Genomic DNA, 24,156 nt, shown 5'->3' on the forward strand with positions numbered 1-24,156 from the left:
CTAGGTCTGTCGGTCTGAAGTCCGGCGGACGGGCACCGGCTCGTCGCCGAGGGCAACTCCGATGATCTTCCATGATTCGGCCGTCGCCATTCGCCAATGTGAAGTGTCGATAGCGTAACTGTCTTTATGACCCGTCACATAGGACGACCATTCTTCGACGCCGCGGAGGCCGGTCGGGTCGTCCTGTCCTGCGGCCAGGTACAGCAGGGGGACGTCGACGACGCTCGGCGTGTGTGACATCCACAGTTCCACCGCCCGATCGATTCCCCGGATCCATCGCTGCACGTCGGACGCGGTCATCCCCGGCATCTCGGCCGCGAGCAGCGCGATCAGATCGTCCGTTCCCTCGGCCGACAGGGCCGTGAGGTCGGTGTCGAGGACGGACGACACGGGTGCGGTGGCGCCGGAGGTCGAGGCCAGCAGATCCCCGACGGTCACCGTCGACTCGGATTCGGTGTCGGCGTGCGGGTAGCTGTCCAGCATGACGATCGACTCCACGACGCGGCCGCGGCTCAGGAGCTCGGCCGCCATGGCGTGCGCGATCACTCCACCGAGCGACCAGCCGGCCAACCGCACCGGCCCCGACGGCGCAAGGCGCTCGACCTCGTCGACGTAGCGCACGGCGAGCTCGTCCAGGGAGTCCGCGACGTCACCGTCCTCGGTCAGACCGGGCCACTGCAGGCCGTACAGCGGGGTGTCCGGTAGGTACGACGCGAGCGAGACGAACCCCCACGCGATGCCGAGGGACGGGTGCACCGCGAACACCGGGGTGCGCGATCCGGTGGTGCTGATCGGCAGGACCACGTCCAGACCCGACGTCGCGTCCACGTCGCCGCGGTCCATGAGGTCGAGGCGGCGAGCGAGGCCACGCACGGTCGGCGCGGCGAAGAACGCGTCGAGCGGCAGTTCCCGATCCAGTCTCGACCGCACCTCCGCGGCGACCCGAACCGCGAGCAACGAGTTGCCGCCGAGTCGGAAGAAGTCGTCGAGCGCTCCGATCGGTCCCGTCTCGAGCAGTTCCTCGAGCACGCCGGCCAGCGCGCGTTCGGTGTCCGTCGCGAGCGCCACGGGTTCGTCGGTACGGGCCGAGACCTCGGGCAGAGCCGCGCGATCGAGCTTGCCGTTGGCCGTCACCGGGAGGGACCCGAGGCGCACGAGTAGCGGAATCATGAACTCCGGCAAGCGAGTCGACAGGTGTGCGCGCAGCGTCTCCTCGTCGGCGGTGCCCACGTGGTATCCCACGAAGCGAGCACTCTCCCCCGCCCCTCGCACGAGGACGACGGCCTGCGACACGCCGGTGTGCGCGAGCATCGCCGCCTCGACCTCACCGGGTTCGATGCGCTGACCGCGCACCTTGATCTGATCGTCGCTGCGCCCGAGGTAGACGAGCTCACCGGACCGCAGGCGGCGCACCACGTCTCCCGTGCGGTACATCCGGTTCCGCCCGGCACCGGCCGCCACGAACCGCGCTGCCGTCAGGGCGGGGCTGCCCACGTATCCGCGAGCGATCTGCACCCCGCTCAGATACAGCTCACCCGCCACCCCGACGGGTACCTCGCGCAGCATGGAGTCGAGGACGTGCAGTCCGGTGTTCCACACGGGTGCTCCGATGGGCACCACGTGTGAATCCTCCTCGGTCACTTCGTGATACGAGACGTCGACGGTTGCCTCGGTGGGCCCGTAGAGGTTGTGCAGCCGCGCGGCCGGGAGCGCGGCGCGCGCCGCCGACGCGGTGGACACGGGCAACGCCTCACCCGACGCGAACACGTGGCGCAGGGAACCGCACCGGGCCTTGCCCTCGAGTCCGGTGCCCTCGTGCGCGACGAACACCGACAGCATCGACGGCACGAAGTGCACCACGGACACCTGCTCGCGTTCGATGACCTCGGCGAGGTAGGCCGGGTCACGGTGCCCGTCCGGTGCAGCGACCACCGAGCGCGCACCGACCACGAACGGCCAGAACAACTCCCACACCGACACGTCGAAGGTGGTCGGGGTCTTCTGCAGAACGGCGTCGTCGGCGGTGAGCGGGTAGGTGTCCTGCATCCACAGGATCCGGTTGGTCAGCGCTGCGTGGGTGACCACGACGCCCTTCGGCCGACCCGTCGATCCCGAGGTGAACAGCACGTACGCGGGCGTATCCGGGCGGATGAGAACAGGACGGACATCGACTGTCTCGGAGGTGTCGGAGTCGGCTGCCTCCAGGTCCGCGAAGCGAAAAACCTCCGTCTCCAGGCCGGCCGGCACCGCGACCGGGAACTCGGCCACCTCGAGCACCGCCTTCGGGGCGGCGGTGCGCAGGATGTGATCGATGCGCTCGCGCGGATGCGTCGGGTCGATCGGGACGAACGCCGCCCCCGACCGCACGACGGCGTGGATCGCGACCATCATCTCGATCGACCGCGGAATCGCCACCGCAACGGCGCATTCGGAGGCGATCCCGTGGACGGCGAGCTGCGCGGCCACCCGGCGCACCCGCGCGTCGAAGTCGCCGTACGTGACGTGCTCGCCGTCGAAGACCACGGCCGTGGCCCGGGGCGTGAGGTCCGCGTGGCGGGCGAGAAGATCGACCACCGTGGTGGGCGGCAACCACCGCGCGGTGTCGTTGGCGGCCACCAGCTCCGCACGCTCGGAATCCAGGACGAGCGCGCCGACGTACCCGTCGAGCACTCCGGCCACCGCCGCCTCGAAGCGGTGAGCGATGGATTCGGCGGTGGCAGCGTCGAACACGTCGGTGGCGTAGGTGAGCCGGACGTCGAATCCGTCGGGGTCTCCGGCGCCGGTGGCACGTTCGGACACCGTGAACTCGAGGTCGTAGTTCGCCGGTCGATCCCCCGGGTCGAGCGCGCGCACGGTCAGCCCGTCCAGGTCGACGGACACCTCACCGAGATTCTGCAGCGCGAGCATCACCTGGAAGATCGGGTGCCGGGACCGTGAGCGCGGCGGATCGACGAGCTCCACCACCTTCTCGAACGGCAGTTCGGCGTGGTCGAACGCCGAGAGGTCGACCGCGCGAACGTGATCGAGCATCTCGGCGGCGCCGGCGTCCGGATCGATCGTCGTCCGCAGCACCACCGTGCCGACGAACATGCCGACCAGATCGTCCAGCGCGGCGTCACCGCGACCGGCTACCGGCGTTCCGATCACGATGTCGGACGTACCCGTGAGCCGCGCCAACGTCGACGCCAACGCGGCGTGCAGCACCATGAACTCGGTGGCCTTGGCGGCGCGGGCCGCGGCCTGCACGCGGGCACGCGTCGGCTGCGGCAGGGTGATCGTCACGGCGGCGGACAGAGCCGTCGACACCGCCGGGCGGGGGCGATCGAACGGCAGGGCCAACTCGTCGGGTGCCCCGGTCAAGCGCTCACGCCAGTACGCGCCCTGGCGGGCGAGCACCGACCCCTCGTGATCGAGCGAACCGAGCGACTCCCGCTGCCACAGCGCGAAATCGGCGTACTGCACCGGCAGCGGCGCCCACTCGGGGGCGCGTCCGGCGCGCCGGGCGGTGTAGGCGAGGACGATGTCCCGCGCCACCGGTCCCATCGAGTACCCGTCGGCCGCGATGTGGTGCACCACCAACACGAAGACGTGCTCGTCGTCGGCGAGACGCAGCAGGCGCGCGCGCACGGGCGCCGCTGCGGTCACGTCGAACGGGCGGGCGGCGAGCAGCGCGATCTCGGTGTCGGCGTCCCCGGGCACGGCGGTCGGGGTGAGGTCGAGGTCCACCGTCGGCTCGATCACCGCGGCCGGGGCGCCGTCGACCTCCGGGTACCGGGTGCGGAGCGGCTCGTGCCGACCGATCACGTCGAGCACGGCGGCGGCGAACGCATCCGTGTCGAGGTCGCCGGACAGGCGCACCGCGAGCGGGATGTTGTCCGCCGCGGACCGCGGAGCGAGCCGGGCCAGGAACCACATGCGCTGCTGCTGCAGGGAGAGCGGGACGCGATCGGGTCGCGGGCCGGCCACCAGCGGTGCACGAAGTGCACCCGGATCGACGCGGGTGTCGATCCACGTGGCGAGTTCTCCCACGGTCGGCGCCTCGAAGATCGAGCGCACGGGAACCTCGGATCCGAGGGCGGCGGACAGCCGGGCGACCACACGCGTCGCGACGAGCGAGTTGCCGCCGAGGTCGAAGAAGTCGTCTCCCGTGCCGACGCCGTCCCGGCCGAGGACGTCGCCGACCGTCGCGGCGACCAGTCGCTCGATCGGGGTGGACGGTGCCACGAAACTGTCAATACCCGAATCGAATTCGAGATCGGGTAGCGCGCGCCGATCGACCTTGCCGGTCGTTCCCAGGGGTAGGGCGTCCAACACCGCGATCGACGCCGGCACCAGGTAGGACGGAACGAGATCGGCGACCTGTCGGCGAACCGCGTGTTCGTCGGCCGGGCCGCCGACGTACGCGACCAGGCGATCACCGCGGGCCACCACCACGGCCTCGTCGACGCCGTCGCACCGACGCAGCGCCGCCTCGACGTCGCCCAGCTCGATGCGGAAGCCGCCGATCTTGACCTGGAAGTCGCTGCGCCCCCCGTACTCGAGCATCCGTTCGCCGTCCCGCACGATCCAGCGCGCCAGGTCGCCGGTGCGGTAGAGGCGCCGGCCATCGGCGTCGGCGACGAAGGTGCGAGCGGTGGTACCGCTCTCCCCCACGTAGCCGCGGGCGAGCTGGGCGCCGCCCAGGTACAGCTCGCCGGTGACCCCGTCCGGAACGCGGCCGAGCCGCGAATCCAGCACGCGCACCGTGGTGTTCCACTGCGGGACACCGATGGGCACGACGGACCGGTCGTCGTCCGAGGTCTCGTGCATCGTCACCGATACCGCCGCCTCGGTGGGTCCGTAGAGGTTGTCGACCCGCGCCCCCGACCGTCGACGCACTGCCGCCGCGAGGTCGGCGGGAAGCGCCTCACCGATGCACAGGATGCGGCGCAGGGTCGCCGGGTACCGCGCGCCGGGGGTGTCCGCCACGTAGGCGTCGAGCATCGCGAGCGTCGAGGGGACGACGTGCAGAACGGTGACACCACCGTCGATCATGGTGTGCAGCAGAGCTTTCGCGTCACGCTCGGTGCCGGGGTCCGCCAGAACCAGGCGTGCCCCCGCGTTCGGTGCGGACCACAACTGCCACACCGACAGGTCGAAGGTCGCCGCCGTGTGCAGAAGCACCGCGTCGCCCGGTCCGAGGTCGTAGTGGGCGCGCTTCCACTCGAGCTGGTTGGCCACGGCGGCGCGCGACACCGCGACACCCTTCGGCCGCCCCGTCGAACCGGACGTGAAGATCACGTAGGCGGCCGCAGCGGGGTGGGTCGCGGCGGGCAGGTCTGCATCCGGGACAGCGTCGGGAACGACGTCGCCCTCCAACTCGGCGAGCGTCACCACGGGCACACCGCGGCCGGCGTCCGCACCGGACGCGATCATCAGCGCCATCCCGGACGCCCGCACCACGTGATCGGTGCGATCGCCGGGCTGATCCGGGTCGACGGGCACGTACGTTCCCCCGGCCGCCGCGATCGCGTACAGCGCGACGACCAGATCGACGCTCCGGTGCAGACTCACCCCCACCGTCACCTCGGTGTCGACGCCCCGCTCTCGGAGAGCGCGGGCGACGGTGAGCAGCCGGGCGGCGAAGTCGCCGTAGGTGACGCGGGTGTCGCCGTACTGCACCACGATCGCGGTGGGGTCGGCGGCGGCGTGGTCGACCGTCCCCGCGGTCTGCGACACCGTCGTCACCGGCCGCACGACACCGGATTCCGCGGATCGGACGGCGTCCGACGCAGCCGGGTCCAGGAGCGACACGGCGCCCGTCGGGATCGACGGATTCCGCGCGATCTCGCGCAACGCGGTCGCCAGGTGGTGACCGAACCCGGCCACCGTCGCCGCGTCGAACAGGTCGCTCGCGTAGTTCAGGGTGAGGGCGAGCCCGTTCGCCGCGTCCTCCTCCACCACCAGGTGAAGATCGAACTGTGCGGTGCCCTCGTCCGGCGCCACGGTCGAGATCTCGAGGCCCGGCAGCGCGAACGTCGTCTCCTCCAGGTTCTGGAAGGACAACGCCACCTGGAAGATCGGGTGGTGGGCCATCGATCGAACCGGGTCGAGCACCTGCACGAGGCGCTCGAACGGAACGTCCGCATTCTCGAAGGCGTCGAGGTCGGTCGCGCGGACACGTGCCAGGAAATCGGTGAACGACTCGTTCGCGTCCACGGTCGTCCGCAGGGCCAGGGTGCCGGCGAACATGCCGATCACGTCGTCCAGCGCCCGCTCACCGCGGCCCGCGACGGGTGCGCCGATCACCACGTCCGGCTGAGTCGCCAGGCGGCTCAGCACCATCGCGTAGGCAGCGTGCACCACCATGAAGAGGGAGGCGTCCGCGTCCGCCGCCACCGCGGCGAGACCGGCGCGCACGTCCTCGTCCACCCCGAGCGACACCGACGCGCCGCGGTGACTCTGCACCGGCGGTCGTGGCCGATCCGTCGGCAGCGCCAACCGGTCGGGAATGTCCGCCAGTTGCCCTGTCCAGTAGTGGATCTGGCGCGCGTCGAGCGAACGAGGGTCGTCCCCGTCGCCGAGGACCGCACGCTGCCACAGGCTGTAGTCGGCGTACTGGACCTCGAGCGGCGCCCATTCGGGAGCACGCTGCTCCCGGCGCGCGGTGTACGCGACGACGACGTCCCGCGCGAGCGGTCCCAGCGAGTACCCGTCCCCGGCGATGTGGTGCAGCACGACGACCAGCACGTGCTCGGTGTCGCTGCTGCGCAACAGATGCGCACGGAGCGGGACGGCGCGGGTGACGTCGAACGGCTCGGTCACGCGTGTGCGAACCACCGCGGCCATCTCGTCGGGCTCGACGTCGACGACGACCACGTCACCGGTCTCGTCGAGAATCAGCTGGCGCGGACCGTCGGGAGTGTCCGGGTACATCGTGCGCAGCGACTCGTGCCGCCCGATCACATCCCGCACCGCCGTTCGCAGCGCGTCGACGTCGAGCGCACCGCCGAGCCGGATCACCAGGGGCAGTACGTCTCCGGACGACGGGTCGAAGCGGTTCAGGAACCACATGCGCTGCTGCTGCAGCGACAGTGGAATGTGGTCCGGCCGCGGCATCGGCGCGAGAGGCATCACGGCCGCGTCGGCGTGAGAGGCGAGGGCCGCGGCCAGGGTTCGCGGCGTCGGCGCGTCGAACAGGGTGCGCACGGGAACCCGCATCGAGTACCGCTCACCGACCCGGCCGACGACGCGTGTCGCGGACAGAGAGTTGCCACCGAGCGCGAAGAAGCTGTCGTCCCGGCCCACCTGTTCGGCGCCGGTGATGTCCGCGAATACCGCGGCGATCGCGATCTCGCGCTCCCCCACCGGATCCGCGTAGTCCGCGGCGGCCACCGCGGGCGCGGGGAGCGCGGACCGATCGAGCTTGCCCACCGGGGTCAGGGGTACCTCGGCGAGCACCGTGATCGACGACGGCACGAGGTGCGACGGCAGGAGGGTTCCGAGGAACGCGGTCAACGCCGTGGTGTCGGTGTCGTCCGGCCCGGTGACGTACGCGGCGAGCGAATCCTGGCCGGCGGCGTCCGTGTGCACGACGGTGGTCGCGAACGTCACCTCGGGATGCGAGCCGAGCGCGGCGTCGATCTCCCCGAGCTCGATGCGCATTCCTCGGATCTTGACCTGCCCGTCCCGTCGACCGAGGTAGGTGAGATCACCCCGGCCGTCCCATGCCGCGAGGTCCGCGGTGCGGTAGAGGCGGCGCCCGTCGCCCGTCGGATCCGCGACGAAGCGGGTCGCCGTGAGACCCGGCTGCCCCACGTAACCGCGCGCCAGGGACTCCCCGCCCACCCAGATCTCCCCGGCCGCACCCAGCGGAGCGGGACGCAGCCGCGCGTCGAGCAGCACCACCGAGGTTCCCGTGATCGGTCGGCCGATCCCGTGACTCTCGGTGGACCCGTCCGTGCCGCTGACCCAGATCGTGGTCTCGGTGGGGCCGTAGAGGTCGAGCATCGTTCGGCCGCCGGAGAATCGGTCGCGCACCTCGGCCGGGCACGATTCGCCGGCGGTGGCGAGCACCCGCAACGTCGGCAGGTCCGGTGCGCCCAGCGACGCGAGCACCGACGGGGTGAGGACCGCGTGGGTGACCTCGTGCGCGGTGAGCACGTCCGCCAGTTCGTCACCGCCGACGACCCCCGCGGGTGACACCACCAGCGCCGCACCGGAACCGGCCGCGAGCAGCAGTTCGAACACCGAGGCGTCGAAGCTCGGCGAGGCCGCGTGCAGCACCCGCGAGGCCGGGTCCGCACCGAACGCGATCCGCTGGTGTGCGACGAGATCCGCGAGGCCGCGGTGGCCCACCGCGACTCCCTTGGGCGTCCCGGTGGAACCGGAGGTGTACACGACGTATGCAACCGAGCCGAGGTGCAGCGGCGTCATCCGATCCGAATCCGTCAGCGGCGCCGACGATTCCCGCGCCGCCGCATCGGTGACCTCGGGTGCGTCGAGGGCGAGCCACGACACCGTGTCGGTGAGCGCGGATGCGTGCGCGGCGGTCGTGAGGCCGACCATCGCACCGGAGTCGCGGATCATGTGCTCGACCCGCGCCGCGGGGTACCCGGGGTCGACGGGGACGAACGCGGCGCCCGTCGCGGCCACGGCCCACACCGCGATCACCGAGTCGAGCGATCGCGGAACGGCGACGGCCACCGTGGTCTCGGGTCCGACACCGCGGTCGACGAGCACTCGCGCCAGACGATGGGCGCGGGCGGCGAGATCGCCGTACGTCACCTCCCCCGCGTCGGTGACGACGGCGGGGCGATCCCGGTGAGTGTGCGCGGTGTCGGCGAGCAGACCCGCCAGCGTCGCGGGTGGGGTGGGCACCGGTCCGCGGGCGGGCACCAGCGCGGTTCGGTCGGCGGGGTCCAGAAGGTCGGCGTCGCCGATCGGGGCGCCGGGGTCGGCGATCAGGGCGTCCAGCAGAACCGCGAGCTGATCTGCGATGCGCCGGACGGTGTCGCGATCGAACAGGTCGGTGGCGTAGGTGAACGAGAACTCCAGCCCCGCCGGGGCTTCACCGTCGCGCAGATCGACGACCGACAGCTGCAGGTCGAACTTCGCCGTGGCCGTGTCGATCCGGAGCGGTTCGACGACCAGACCGGATACCTCGGTCGCCGATGCGGCGTGGACGTCGCGGGTCTCGACGTCGAGCGCCACCTGGAACAACGGGTGGAACGCCGGCGACCGTTCCGGGTCCAGCCGCTCGACGAGACGCTCGAACGGAACGTCCGCGTGAGCGAAAGCGTTCACGTCGACCTCGCGCACCTCGGCGAGCAGATCCGTCAACGACGCGTGCGGGTCGACCTCGGTGCGCAGCACCAGGGTGTTCACGAACATGCCGACGACTCCGTCGAGTTCGCTCGCGCCCCGGCCGGCGATCGCCGTCCCCAGCACGATGTCCTCCGACGCGCCCAGTCGCGCGAGCAACGCCGCGAACACCGCGTGCACGCCCATGAACACCGTGACGCCGGCGGCCTCGGTCACCGCGACGAGTTTCCGGTGCACCTCGGCGTCGACACCGAGGTCGACCACGTCGCCGCGGTACGACGGTACGGGCGGGTGCGGGCGATCGGTCCGCAGCGGAATCCGGACCGGAAGGTCCGCGAGCTGCTCCGACCAGAACCCGATCTGCCGTGCCGCGAGCGAGCGCGGATCGGTGTCCGCACCGAGCATCGTCTGTTGCCACACACTGTAATCGGCGTACCGCACCGGCAACGGCGCGAGCGCAGCAGGCACACCGGACACACGGGCCAGGTAGCACTGCACGAGGTCCGCCAGCAACGGGTCGACCGAGACGCCGTCCGCCGAGACGTGGTGGATCACCAGCGCCAGAACGTGTTCCGTCGACCGGGCAGGTGCGCTCGAGGCGGCGACCCTCGAGACGGCGGCGAGGGCGGCGACGACGGGCACGTCCGTGGTGACGTCGAACCGCGTGGACACGGTGCGCACCACCCACGCGTCGACCTCGGTCTCGGTGAGCTCGGTGTACCCGAGCTCCGGCCCGGTGGGCAGAACCCGTTGCCGCGGACCGGCCTCGGACTCCGGGTACACCGTGCGCAACACCTCGTGCCGTGCGACGACGTCCGCCCACGCGGACGACAGCGCGCCCCGATCGAGCTCGCCCGAGATGCGGACCACCAGCGGCACGTTGTACGCCGTCGCATCCGGATCGAACCGGTTCAGGAACCACATCCGGGTCTGCGCGGGCGAGAGCGGCACGCCGGCGGCGAGGGCATCGTCGTCGAGTGTGCGCGTGAGCGGGGTGTGCGCGAGACCGTCCGTCTCGTCGTCCAGAAGCGAGGCGAGTCCGCGCACGGTCGGCGCGTCGAACAACGATCGCACCGCCACGGGACGGCCCAGCACCGACGTCAACCGGGACGCGACCCGCACCGCGGACATGGAATTGCCGCCGCTGCGGAAGAAGTCGTCGCCGCGGCCGATGTGCGCGGCGCCCAACACCTCCGCCACGACCTCGGCGACGAGACGTTCCGTCGCCCCGACCGGCTCTGCCACGTCGGAGACGGACCCGTCGGGGTGGATCGGCGCGTCGGGCAGGGCGCGGCGATCGATCTTCCCGTTCGACGCCACCGGCAGCCGGTCGATCACCAGCACCGCGTCGGGAACCATGTACCGCGGCAGGCGCCGGGCGGCCGTCGCGATCAGCGCGTCGGGGTCGATCGTCGTCTCCGGCGTCGGAACCGTGTAGGCCACGAGCCGATCTCCGGCCGCATCGTCGGCCACCACCACGACGACGGCCGCGACCTCGGGGGCCGCACCGAGCACCGATTCGATCTCGCCGAGCTCGATGCGGACACCGCGCACCTTCACCTGGGTGTCGATGCGCCCGTGGTAGTCCAGTTCGCCGGCCGCCGTCCAGCGCACCAGATCGCCGGTGCGGTAGACCCGTTCGCCGCCCGGAGCCGCCACGAACCGTTCGGCGGTGAGACCGGGCCTGCCCACGTATCCCCGCGCGAGCTGTGGCCCGGACAGGTACAGCTCGCCGCGCACGCCGATCCCCGCCCGCCGCAACCGTGCGTCGAGGACCTCGGCCGTGGTCCCCGCGATCGGCGACCCGATGGGCGGTTCGGTCTCACCCGCCGACATGCGGTGCACGACCGTGGTGATCGCGGCCTCGGTGGGACCGTACGAGTTCTCCACCCGCTCCGGCGGAACGCCGCTGCGGGCGAGGGCGTCGGCCACGGTCGCGGTGTACGCCTCACCGCCGACGATCACCCGACGCATCGCCGCCAGCGAATCCGGGAACAGGTTCGCGAGCTCCGTCAGCACCGACGGGACGAACTCACCCACGGTCACTCCGTGGTCGATCATGGTGCGCGCGAGGTGATCGAACTCGCGATGTCCGTCCGGGCGCAGCACCACCAGGGTGCCGCCCGCGCCGAGAACGGCGAACAACTCCCACACCGACACGTCGAACGTGAAGGGCGCCAGCTGGATCACCGTGTCGTCCGCGGCGAGTCCGCCGTCGCTCGCCATCCACCGCAGTTGGTTGACCACGGCACCGTGCGAGACGGCGACACCCTTGGGTACCCCGGTCGAGCCCGAGGTGTGCAGGACGTAGGCCAGATTCTCGGGCACCACGCGGGCGCCGCGTTCGCGGTCCGAGATCCACTCGACCCGCTCGCCGTCGGCAGGGCCGGGTACCGCCACCACGTCGATCCCGGTGGCGGCCGCGGCCTCGTCGTCGCCGGGCCGGGACACGACGGCCCGCAGCGCGGCCGTCCGAGCGATGGTCGACAAGCGTTCCGCGGGCTGGTCGGGGTCGAGCGGAACGTACGCGGCGCCCGCCTCGACGACGGCGTACACCGCCACCACGAGATCGACGGACCGGCGCAGCGAGACCCCCACAGCATCGTCGGGACCGATTCCGCGCGAGAGCAGTTCGCGCGCCAGGACCAGCGTGCGCCGGGCGAGCTCGGCGTAGGTCACCCGCTCGGTCTCGCTGCGCAGCGCGACGGCGTCCGGGGTGTGCGCCACGCGGTCCCGGAACCGGTCCAGCAGCAGTTCTCCTCCGGGACCGACGGGCCGAGAGGAGGTGCTCCACCGGTCGATGCGCGTCGACTCCCGCCGCGACAGGATGCCGATGTCACCGGCCACCACCGACGGGTTCGACGCGGCCGCGTCCAGGACGGCCAGGAGCGCGTCGACGAGACGGTCGGCGGTCGCGGGCTCGAACAGATCGCAGGCGTGGTCGAGGTACACCGTCAATCCGTCGGGCTCCGCACCGTCGGTCCGATGGTCGGTGATCACCACGGACAGATCGGATTCCGACGGTGCGCCGGCGAGATCGATGCCGGACACCTCGAGCCCACCGAGGTCGAGGGTCGGAATCTCGTTGTTCTGGAACGCGAACTCCACCTGGTAGATCGGACGGTGCGAGGTCGACCGCACCGGGTCGAGCACCTGGACCAGATACTCGAACGGTACGTCGGCGGCGGAGAACGCGTCCAGGTCCACCGATCGCACGCGGCGGAGCAGGTCCTCGACGGTGTCGGCGATGTCGACGCGCGTCCGGAGAACGACCGTGCCGACGAACATGCCCACCACGTCGTCCAGTTCGCGGCGACCGCGACCGGCCACCGGGGTTCCCACCACCACGTCGTCGGTCCCGCACACCCGCGCCAGCAGGATCGACAGCGCCGTGTGCACGACCATGAACAGCGTCGAGTCGGTGCGCCGGGCCAGCGCGTCGAGCGCGGCGTGGGTCCGCGGATCCACCGAGCGCTGCACGCGTGCGGTGCGGCCCGACTGCACCGCGGGGCGCGGGTGATCCGTCGGGAGCTCGAGGACGTCGGCGATGCCGGCGAGGTGATCCGTCCAGTAGGCGGCCTGCGCGCGCATCAGTTCCGTCGGGTGCGTCGACGTTCCGAGTCGATCCTGTTGCCACAGTGCGTAATCGGCGTACCGCACCGGCAACGGGGTCCAGGACGGCGCCGCGCCGGCCGTCCGGGCGGCGTAGGCCGTCACCAGGTCGCGGGCGAGCGGGCCCATCGACCATCCGTCGGCGGCGATGTGGTGGACGACGATCGCGAGGACGTGCCGCGTCGCGGAGATCTCGAACAGCGCCGCCCGCACCGGGATCTCGGTCACCACGTCGAATCCCCGCGCGGCGAAATCGACGACGGCGCCCTCGAGGGCGTCGCTCGCGACGCGCTCTCGGTGCAGGGCGACCCCGGCCTGCGGCGCGATGTGCTGGCGGGGACCGGAATCCGAATCGGGGTAGACGGTGCGCAGGGCCTCGTGTCGATCCGTCACGTCGACGAGCGCGGCGGACAGGGCATCGGTGTCGAGCGAGCCGTCCAGGCGCATGACCACCGGCACGTTGTACGCGGCCGACTCCGGGTCGAACCGGTTCAGGAACCACATGCGCTGCTGCGCGAGGGAGAGCGGGATGCGATCGGGTCGAGGACGCGCCGCGACCTCGAGCAGCCCCTCGTCGACCCCGGTCCCGGTGCGGGAGTCCATCGCCGCGGCGAGCGCCGCGACGGTCGGGTTCTCGAACAGCGCGCGGACGGGCACCGCGCCGCCGATCCGTTCCTCGAGGCGGGCGGCCACCCGAGTGGCCGAGAGCGAGTTGCCACCGAGGTCGAAGAAGCTGTCGGCGCGGCCGATCGGGGTGTCCTCCGCCAACACCTCGGCGAAGACGGCGGCGACGACGATCTCCGTCGACGTGCGCGGCGCCGCGAACTCCGCGTCCGCGGCGAACTCCGGTGCGGGGAGCGCGTCGCGGTCGAGTTTGCCCGTCGGAGTCAGCGGGATCTCGGGCAGAACCGTGATGGCGGCCGGCACCATGTGCGGCGCCAACGCTGCCTCGCACCGCTCACGCAGGTGCGCGGCATCGACGGTGGACCCGGCCTCGGGGACGACGTAGGACACCAGCGACACGGCGCCGTCGGACCGGGTGTGCGCGACGGTCGTGGCGAAGCGGACGGCCTCGTGCGCCGAGAGCACCGCGTCGATCTCGCCGAGTTCGATGCGGAATCCACGGATCTTGACCTGGCCGTCGCTGCGGCCGACGTAGTCGAGCACCGGCCGCGCACCGTCCGCTGTCACCCATCGCACCACGTCACCGGTGCGGTAGAGCAGGTCGCCGGGCGCGCCGAACGGGTCGGCGACGAAGGTGGCCGCGGTGAGCGCGGGGCGACGGTGGTAACCGCGGGCGACCCCCGGTCCGCCGACGTACAGCTCCCCGGTCACCCCCACCGGCACGGGCTGCAGGCGATCGTCGAGCACCACGGCGCGAGCACCGATCACCGGGGAGCCGAGATCGAGCCGGCCGGAGTCCGGTAGTCGGGCGGGATCGATCGGTTCGCCGATGGCCACCATCACGGTCGTCTCGGTCGGCCCGTACCCGTTGTGGAGATCGCGGCCCGGCGCCCACTGCCGCGCGAGGTCGACGCCCCAGGCCTCGCCGCCGACCACCAGGTGACGCAGCTCCGGGACGCTTCCCTCGTCGACGGTCGCGAGAGCGGCGGGCGTGACGAAGGCGTGGGTGACCGCCGTGCGCCGGAGCAGATCCGTCAGTTCCCGGCCGCCGTACACGGTGGGCGGCGCGATCACCATCGTCGACGACGCGGCCACGGCGAGAAGAAGTTCGAGGACGGAGGCGTCGAAGCTCGGCGACGAGAAGTGCAGGGTGCGGGCGTCCCGGGTGAGCGCGTAGCGCCGATGCTGCTCGGCGGCGAAGTTGGCGAGTCCACCGTGGGTGACCACGACGCCCTTGGGCCGGCCGGTCGAACCCGACGTGTAGATCACGTACGCGGCGTGCCGCGGAGTCACGGTGCGCACCCGCTCGTCGTCGCCGATCGGTTCGGCGGAACGCATCGCGAGGTCGGCGATCACCGCGGCGTCGTCCAGCACGATCCAGTCGACGGTGGCAGGCAACTCCGCGGCGTGGGCGCCGATCGTGATGCCGGTCGCGACCTCGGAGTCGGTGAGCATGTGCGCGCGACGTTCCGCCGGGTACATCGGATCGACCGGGACGAAGGCCGCGCCGCTCAACGCGACCGCCCACACGGCGAGCACCGATTCCGGCGACCGCGGAACCGCGACCGCCACGATGTCCTCGGCGCCGATCCCGCGTTCGACGAGCACCCGCGCCAGCCGCGTCGCCCGCTCGTACAGCTCCCGGTAGGTCGTGGTGACCCCCGGGTTCTCGGTAGCCGCGTTGTCGACAGCCGGATGCTCGAGGGCCGGGTGATCGGGATGCGCCGTCGCCGCCGCAGCGAGCAGATCGGCGAGCGTGCGCGCCGGAACCGACTCGTCGCCGCGGACCGGAACCAGAAGGTCACGGTCCGTCTCGCCGAGCACCGGCAACGCCGACACGGGCCGCTGCGGCTCGGCCACCGCGGATCGGAGCACCCGCACGAAGCGCTCGCCCAGCGCCCGAGCGCTCGCGGCGGTGAAGACGTCGGCGGAGACCGTGACGAGGCCGTCCATACCGTCGCCGCCGCGGTCGCTCAGCGTGAACTGCAGGTCGAACTTCGCGAGTTCGGTATCGACGTCGACGAACTCGACGCCGGGTGTGTCCGTATCGCCCGGCCCGTGCGGGACGAGCGAGAGGACCGTCTGGAACAGCGGGTGTCGGGCCGGGGACCGCGGCGGGTCCAGCACGTCGACGAGGCGTTCGAAAGGCACGTCGGCGTGCGCGAAGGCGTCGAGGTCCACGGCGCGTACGCCGGTGAGCACCTCGCCGAACCCGACGGCCGGATCGACGGCCGTGCGCAGCGCGAGCGTGTTGACGAACATCCCGATCAGATCGTCGAGCGCCGCGTCGCCGCGTCCCGAGACGGGCGTTCCCACCACCACGTCGGAACCGGCACCGGAGCGCATCAGCAGAACCGCGAGAGCGGTGTGCAGCACCATGAACGGGGTGGCCTCGTGGCGGGCCGCGAGCGTGACGACGTCCGCGCGCAGATCGGCGTCGATCACGAACGGCGTCGACAGTCCCCGGTAGGACGGGGCGGCCGGGCGCGGGAAATCGAACGGCAAGGTCAGCTCGTCCGGAGCGTCGGCAAGGGTTCGCGTCCAGAACCGAAGCTGCTGTGCGGCCGTCGAATCGGGGTCGGACTCGTCACCGAGCGCGCTGACCATCCACCTCGCGTAGTCCCGGTACTGGACCGGGAGCGGAGCCCGTGCCGGCGCCGTCCCCGCGCATCGGGCGGCGTAGGCGGTGAGCAGGTCCCGCCGGAACGGTCCGAAGGACACCCCGTCGGCCGCGATGTGGTGCACGACCACCACGACGATCGCGTCGGGCGTGTCGGACGATTCGAGCACCGCGGCGCGGACGGGAAGATCGACGGTGACGTCGAACGGCGCGGTCACGATGTCGCGGACGGCGGACGACACGTCGGCCTCCGACACCGACGTCACGGCCAGGTCGACGTAGCCGTCGTCCCCGATCCCGTCCTCCACGAGTTGGTGCGGACCGGACTCGGAATCGGGGAATCGGGTGCGCAGGATCTCGTGGCGGGCGACGACGTCGTTCACCGCGGCCGCCAGCGCGGCCGTGTCGACCCCACCGGCGATCCGCACGACGAGCGGAAGGTTGTACAGGGGCGACTCCGGCTCGAGGCGGTTGAGGAACCAGATTCGACGCTGGGCCGGTGAGAGCGGGATGTGCGCGTCGTCGGACCGGTCGACGAAGTCCGCCACCGGTACCCGCACCGATCCCGTCTCTCCTCCCCGCCGCGCGGCGTCCACGACGGCGGCCGACCGCTCGAGCGTCGGGGCCTGCAGCAGAGCGCGGACGCCGAAGGAGATCCCGAACTCCGTGCCGATGCGGGCGGCGGCCCGCGTGGCGCTCAGCGAGTTTCCGCCGAGCTCGAAGAAGTTGTCGCTCAGTCCCACTCGGTCGACGCCGAGAACGTCCGCGAGCAGCGCCGCCAGTCGGCGTTCGGTGTCGGTTCCCGGCGGTACGTACTCGTCGTCGCGGCGTACCGGGGCCGGCAGAGCCGCGCGATCGAGCTTGCCGTTTGCGGTGGTGGGGAACTGCTCGACGGGCACCACGAAGACGGGCACCAGGTACTCCGGCAGGGTCTCGCGCAGCGCCGACCGCACCGCATCCGGTTCGACGTCCGGGGCACCGGGGGCGCCCTGCACGTGCGCCACCAACTGCGGTCCCGACGCGGCGGCGACGGTCCCCACGACGGCGCGGACGATCGACGGCAGGGACGTCAGCGCCCGCTCGATCTCGCCGAGCTCGATGCGCACGCCGCGGATCTTGACCTGGAAATCGTTGCGGCCCAGGTACTCGAGGATGCCGTCCGGGTTCCATCGCACCACGTCTCCGGTGCGGTAGAGCCGCTCGCCGTCCTCGAACGGGTGCGCCACGAAACGATCGGCCGTCAGCGACGGTCGGCCCAGGTAGCCGCGGGCGAGCTGGGTGGCGGCCAGGTAGAGCTCGCCCGCCGCACCGATCGGGCTGAGACGGAGCCGCGAATCCAGCACGTACGTCTCGGTGTTCCAGACCGGCCGACCGATGGGCACCGACGCGGGACCGGCGTCGGACCCCGGGACGTCGAACCCCGGGACGTCGAACGCGGTGACGTCGACGGCCGCCTCGGTGGGACCGTAGAGGTTGTGCAGCGCTGCGGCTCCGGCGCCGTGCGCGACGGCCGCGACCTCCCCGCCGAGTGCCTCTCCCGAGGTGAACACGCGCAGACCCGACAGGGTCCCGCCGTGCCCCAGGAACCAGGCCAGCATCGACGGAACGAAGTGGACCGTGGTCACGGCGGCCTCGGAGATCAACGCCGCCAGATAGTCCGCGTCGCGGTGTCCGCCCGGTGCCGCGATCACCATCCGCGCGCCGACACGCAACGGCCAGAACAGTTCCCAGACGGAGACGTCGAATCCGATCGGCGTCTTCTGCAGCACCGCGTCGGCGTCGGTGAGCGGGTAGTCGCTCTGCATCCACTCCAGACGGTTCACCACCGACTCGTGGCTGACACTCACGCCCTTGGGCGCACCCGTCGAACCGGAGGTGAAGATGGTGTAGACGGGCGACTGCGGCAGAAGCGCTGCGGTGCGCTCGGCGTCGGTGATCGCGGTGTCCGCACGATCCGCGGCGGCGGCGATCGCGTCGACGACCCGCACGCTCGGCACACCGTCGGGCAGCGGGACCGCGGTGTTGCCGAGGAGCACCACCACCGGGTGCGCACCGGTCACGATGTGAGCGATACGCGCGGCGGGTAGTTCGACGTCCACCGGGACGTACGCGCCACCGGCGGCGAGCACCGCGTACACCGCCACCACCATGTCCACGGACCGTTCGACGGCCACGGCCACCATCGATTCGGGTCCCACGCCCTGCTCGATCAGGCTGCGTGCCAACCGGTTCGACCGTCGGAACAACTCGGCGTAGGTCACCGTGTCCTCGGCGAAGCGCAGGGCCACCGCGTCGGGTGTCAGGCGAACCCGAGCGGCGAAGGCATCGAGCACGGTGGCGGGCTCGACCGGGTGCGAGGTCTCGTTGAAGGCCGTCGACACCAGTGCGCGCTCGGTCGTGCTCGGACCGATCAACCGGTCCATCCCACGAGAGTCGGCGGGCTCGGCCATCGCGGCGAGCGTGTCCACCACGCGATCGAGCATCGACGACGCGAGGCGATCGTCGATTCCGGTGTGCTGCAGGGTCAGGATCAGTCGTGCCCCGATCTGCACCACCAGCGTCAACGGGTAGTGCGTGTGACCGATCGATGCGATCTTCTCGACGGTCACGCCGACGGCGGCGCTCTGCTCGGCCAGGGCGTCTTCGTCGAGGGGGTAGGACTCGAAGACGACGAGAGTGTCGAATCCGCTGCCCGGCCCCGCCGCCGTCGCGATGTCCCCGAGCGCGAGATGGTGGTGATCGAGGACGGCGGACTGCTCGCGCTGCACCCGCGACACCAGGTCCACCGCCGTCTCACCCGGGTCCACCCGGACGCGAACCGGAACGGTGTTGACGAACAGGCCGAGCATGGACTCGACCCCGGCCAGCTCGCTGGGGCGTCCGGACACCGTGGTTCCGAACACCACGTCGTCGCGGCCCACCACCGATGCCACCATCACGGCCCACGCGGCCTGCACCACGGTGTTGACGGTGACTCCCGCGCGGCGCGCGAGGTCGACGACGCGGTCGGTCTGCGCCTCGCTCACGGTGTGGACGAGATCCGTCGGCTCCGTCCAGTCCGCGGAACCCGGTGCGGCCGAGGCGTCCACCACGATGGACGCCTCGTCCACCCCGGACAGCGCTGCTGCCCAGGCGGATTCGGCCGCGGCGTGGTCACGGGTACCGAGCCAGTCGAGGAACGTCGCGTACGAACGTGCGGGCGCCAGTGCGGAGGGGTCGGCGTCGGCGGCGTAGAGCGTCAACAGCTCCTGCACCAGGACCGGCACCGACCACCCGTCGAGCGCGATGTGGTGCGCGGTGATCGAGCACTCCGCCGTGGCCACCGAACCGTCGCGCGTGCCGTGGACCACGAGAAAGCGGACGACCGCACCGGAGGCCAGGTCGAACGGATCCCGGCGATCGCGGAGCTGCTCGGTCTCCCCCACCGTTCGCCCGTCGGCCGACTCACCGTCGGTCACCTCGCGCCACACGAGTTCTGCACTCGCGCGCGGGATCTGGACGGCACCACCCCGAGCGGTCCTCGCGAACGCCGTGCGCAACACGTCGTGCCGGTCGAGCAGCACCGCGGCTGCGCGGCGGAGTCGCTCGGTGTCCACCGAGGACAGGGTCATCGTGATCTGCGAGGTGTACACGTCGGTCGCGCCGGTGGCGGCCTCGGCGTGGAAGAGCAGACCTTCCTGGAGCGGCGCGAGCGGGCGGATGTCGGTCAGGTCCGGGTACCGGCGCTCGAACTCGGCGATATCGGCCGCGGCGACGCCCGCCGCCGCGACGTCACTGGGGGTCAGGCCGCCCGCACCGTCGGACCGGACGTGCCGCGCGGTGCCGGCCAACGCCGCACCGACCGACTCCCCGATCCGTCGCGCGTCGTCCTCGGTGATCGCCCCGGTGACGTATCGGAAGTCGACGTGCAGCATCGGGCCGTCGGCCGAGTCCTCGATCGCCGCAAGCACTTCGAGGGCTGCGGCGGGTGCTCCGGTGGTGCCGTCGAAGGTGCGGCGTGCGCCGACGTCCGGCACCCAGCCGACGTCGGCTCCGACATCGGGAATCGCCCCCGTGCGGCCCAGGTAGTTGACCAGGACGGCGGGTTCGGCGACGGCGCCGAGGAGGTCGGAGCCCGCGTCGTCGAGGTACCGCAGGACGCCGTAGGTCGCGGCGGGCGGCACCGCCCGCACCTGCTCCTTGACCCTCTTCAGCAGCTCGCCCGCGGCGGCCTCCCCGGTCACGACGGCGTCGAACGCGATGTCGCGCACCTCGATCGGAACCGGGTGCAGGGTGGTGAACCATCCGAGAGTGCGCGAGAGATCGGCGTCGTCCATGCCGTCGCGGCCGTGGCCCTCCAGCGCGATCAGGACGGCGAACTCGTCGTCGGATTCCCCGCTCCACTCGCGCAGAGCCAGGGCGAGCGCCGCGACGAGCGCGTCGGCCGGGCCGGTCCGGAACACCCGCGGCACGTCGGCGGACAACGCCGCGGTGACCTCGGTGGAAATCGAGACGCGGTGCGTGGACACGGTGTCGACGGTGTCCTGCGCCGAGTCGAGCGGGCGGATCGGCCAGCGCAGATCCGGTCCGGACACCGCGGACACCCACTGCGGCAACGTCGCCGCGGCGGAATCGGACGACTCGGCCATCGCGTGGGCCCATCGCCGCACCGAGGTGCCGACGTCCGGCAGCACGATGTCGGTACCGGCGAGATCCTGCTGCGCGGCGGTGAAGAGATCCTCGACCAGGATGCGCCAGGACACTCCGTCGACGGCGAGGTGGTGCACGACCAGCAGGATTCGGCCCGGCCCCTCGGCGGCGGCGAACCAGACGGCACGCACCACGACGGCCGCGGCGGGATCGAGTCGGTCGACGGCCGACTGCAGTTCCGCGGAGGCCAGCGAGTCGACGTCCGCGGCGGACACCACGTCGACGACGGTGAGCAGATCGGCCGCGGAGACCGATCCCCGCGCCCGCACGGTGAGGACGGTCGGATCGTCGGTCGTGGCGATGCGCAGCGCGTCGTGCCGGTCGATCACGGCCTGGATCACCCGCTCGACGTGGGCCCGGTTCGCGTCCGACGGCAGCGTCAGCAGCGCGGACTGGGCGAAGCGGTCGAGGGCGCCGCCGGCGCGAGCCCATCGCACGATGGGCGGGGTGGGGAACGGACCGACGCCTCCGCCGTCGAGTTCGGCGAGCACGGGGTGCTCCTCGGTCGCCGCGTCCGCTGCGGCGGCGATGCCGGCCACCGTTCGGAAATCGAAGATGTCCTTGGGGCGCACCGACAGTCCCGCGGCCCGCAATCGGGTCGAGAGCTGGATGGACATGATGCTGTCGCCGCCGGCGGCGAAGAAGGACTCGTCGATCCCGATGCTCTCGACGCCCAGTACGGCCGCCACGGCGTCGGCGACCCGCTGTTCGGTGTCGGTGCGCGGGGCCCGAGCGGGAACGAGGGACCGAGCGATCTCGGGTTCGGGCAGCGCCCGGCCGTCGAGCTTGCCACTGGAACTCGACGGCAGGACGTCCAGCCGCACCACCGCGTCGGGAATCATGTACTCGGGCAACGTGCGCCGCACGGCGTCGAGGATCTCCGCGTCGGTGGGGCCGGTTCCCTCGACGTAGGCGACGAGGGCGTCCCGGCCGGCGAGGGTCTTCAGCAGCACGGCCACCCGCGACACCCCGGGCACCGCCTCGACGGCCGCCTCGATCTCGCCGAGTTCGATCCGCAGTCCCCGCACCTTGACCTGGAAATCGGTGCGGCCCAGGAACTCCAGCTCACCGGTCTCGGACCACCGCACCAGATCCCCGGTGCGGTACATCCGCGCGCCGTCGGACTCGCCGGGGCGCGCGACGAACCGGTCCGCCGTGAGCGCGGCGCGGCCCACGTACCCGACGGCGAGCTGCGCGCCGGCCAGGTACAGCTCACCCGGCACGCCGACCGGCACCGGCCGGAGCCGTCCGTCCAGGACGAGGGTGTCCGTGTTCCACACCGGCCGACCGATGGGTACCGACAGTCGATCGGCGTCGGTCACCCGGTGGTGGGTGACGTCCACGGCGGCCTCGGTGGGTCCGTAGAGGTTGTGGAGTTCCGCGCCGGTGGCCCGGGCGGCCCGGCGGGCGACGTCGGCGCCGAGTGCCTCGCCCGACGCGTACACCCGGCGCAGCGACGTGCACTCCCACAGTTCCGGGGACTCGACCATCGCCGCGAGCACGGACGGTACGAAGTGCACGTCGGTCACCTGCTCGTCACGGATCACGCGGGCCAGGTACTCCGGATCGCGGTGTCCACCCGGTTCCGCGACCACCAGCCGCGCCCCGACCACGAAGGGCCAGAACAACTCCCACACCGACACGTCGAAGGTGACGGGAGTCTTGTGCAGCACCACGTCGTCGCGGCTCAACGCGTACTCGCCCTGCATCCACTCGAGTCGGTTCACGATCGAGGCGTGCGACACCGCCACACCCTTGGGCCGGCCGGTGGATCCGGAGGTGTAGATGACGTAGGCGGGGTGGCCGGGGGTGAGCCGCGCGCCGCGGTCGGCGTCGGTGAGCGGCGCACTCGACTCGCCGTCGGTTCCGGCGCCGTCGGTATCGACATCGTCGGCTCCGGGACCGTCCACGTCCGGAACCAGATGCGGCACCGTTCCGGGCACCCGATCCGCGTCCGCCGCCACCACCACGACGGGCGACGCCAACTCCACCACGTAGGCCGTCCGCTCCGCCGGGTGATCGAGGTCGATCGGGAGATACGCGGCGCCCGTGCGCACCACGGCGTGCAGCGCGACGACCAGGTCGATCGACCGCTCGAGCGCCACGGCGACCACGGCGCCCGGCATCGCTCCGGCCGTGATCAACCGACGGGCCAGGCGGGTGGTGCGGGCGTCGAACTCGCGGTAGGTGAGCGTGCGGACACCGAAGGTGAGGGCGTCGGCATCGGGAGTACGGGCCACCTGCGCGGTGAGGAGGTCCACCAGGGTGCGGGATGCGAGCGGGACGGAGCGTCCCCGGGTCAGGGCGTCGACGGTGGCGCGCTCGGCCTGCGACGCGATCTCGAGGTCGCCCACCACCGCGTCGGGCTCGCGGGTGACCCGGTCGAGGACGCGCACCACGGTGTCGAGGATGCGCGCGGCCGATTCGCGGGTGTGCAGATCGGTCGAGAAGGTCAGGGCCCCGGTGAGTTCCGCGTCGCCCTCGATCAGGGTGAGCTCGAGGTCGTACTTCGCGAACACCCGCGGCACCTCGAGCGCGGTGACGGTCATGCCCGGCAGTTCGAAGTCGCGGCGCTCGAAGTTCTCGTAGGACAGGCCGACCTGGAACACGGGGTGGTGGGCGGTGGACCGGGGGACGTCGAGGGCATCGACGACGCGCTCGAAGGGAACGTCGGTGTGCTCGAACGCCGCGAGGTCGTCGGCCCGGATCCGCGCCAGCAACTCGGCGAACGTCTCGGCCGTCCGGATCTGCGTGCGCAGCGCGACAGTCCCGACGAACATTCCCACCATCGGTTCGAGAACGGCGTCGGCGCGGCCGGCGACGGGAGCACCGACCACCACGTCGTCGGTCCCGCTCAGTCGGGCCACGACCGCGGCGAGGACGGCGTGCATCACCATGAAGGCCGTCGTTCCGGTGCGCTCGGCCAGGTCCGCAACGCGTCCGCGAACGGCCGGGTCGATCACCACGTCGATCGCGTCGCCGCGCAGGGACAGCGCGGGGGGCCTCGGATGCGCGGCGGGAAGCGACACCAGAGCCGGGGCGTCCGCCAGCCTCTCACGCCAGTAGGCGATCTCGGCGTGCGCGCGCGATTCGGGATCGCTCTCCGCGCCCAGCGAGGCGTGGGTCCAGACGGCGAAGTCGGCGTACTGCATCGGCAGGGGTTCCCACGACGGCACACCGCCGTGAACCCGAGAGGCGTACGCGGTCAACACGTCCCGGGCGAGCGGCGCCAACGACGAACCGTCGCCGGCGATGTGATGGACCACCGCGACGACCACGGTGTGACCCGCGTCGGGCACCTCGAGCAG

1 protein-coding gene (only partly in view) is annotated in these 24,156 nt (G+C 71.8%); it reads right to left on the minus strand.

Annotated features, from left to right (window positions below):
• On the minus strand, nt 1-24,156 hold the 3' portion of the coding sequence (locus ACY466_RS17085; protein ID WP_463246836.1) for a non-ribosomal peptide synthase/polyketide synthase. 6,768 nt of this gene lie beyond the right edge of the window; only the last 24,156 of its 30,924 coding nucleotides appear in the window; its start codon lies off the right edge, out of view — the gene reads right to left on this strand; the stop codon is at nt 1-3.

The sequence above is a fragment of the Rhodococcus sp. K11/5 genome, from assembly GCF_055193735.1.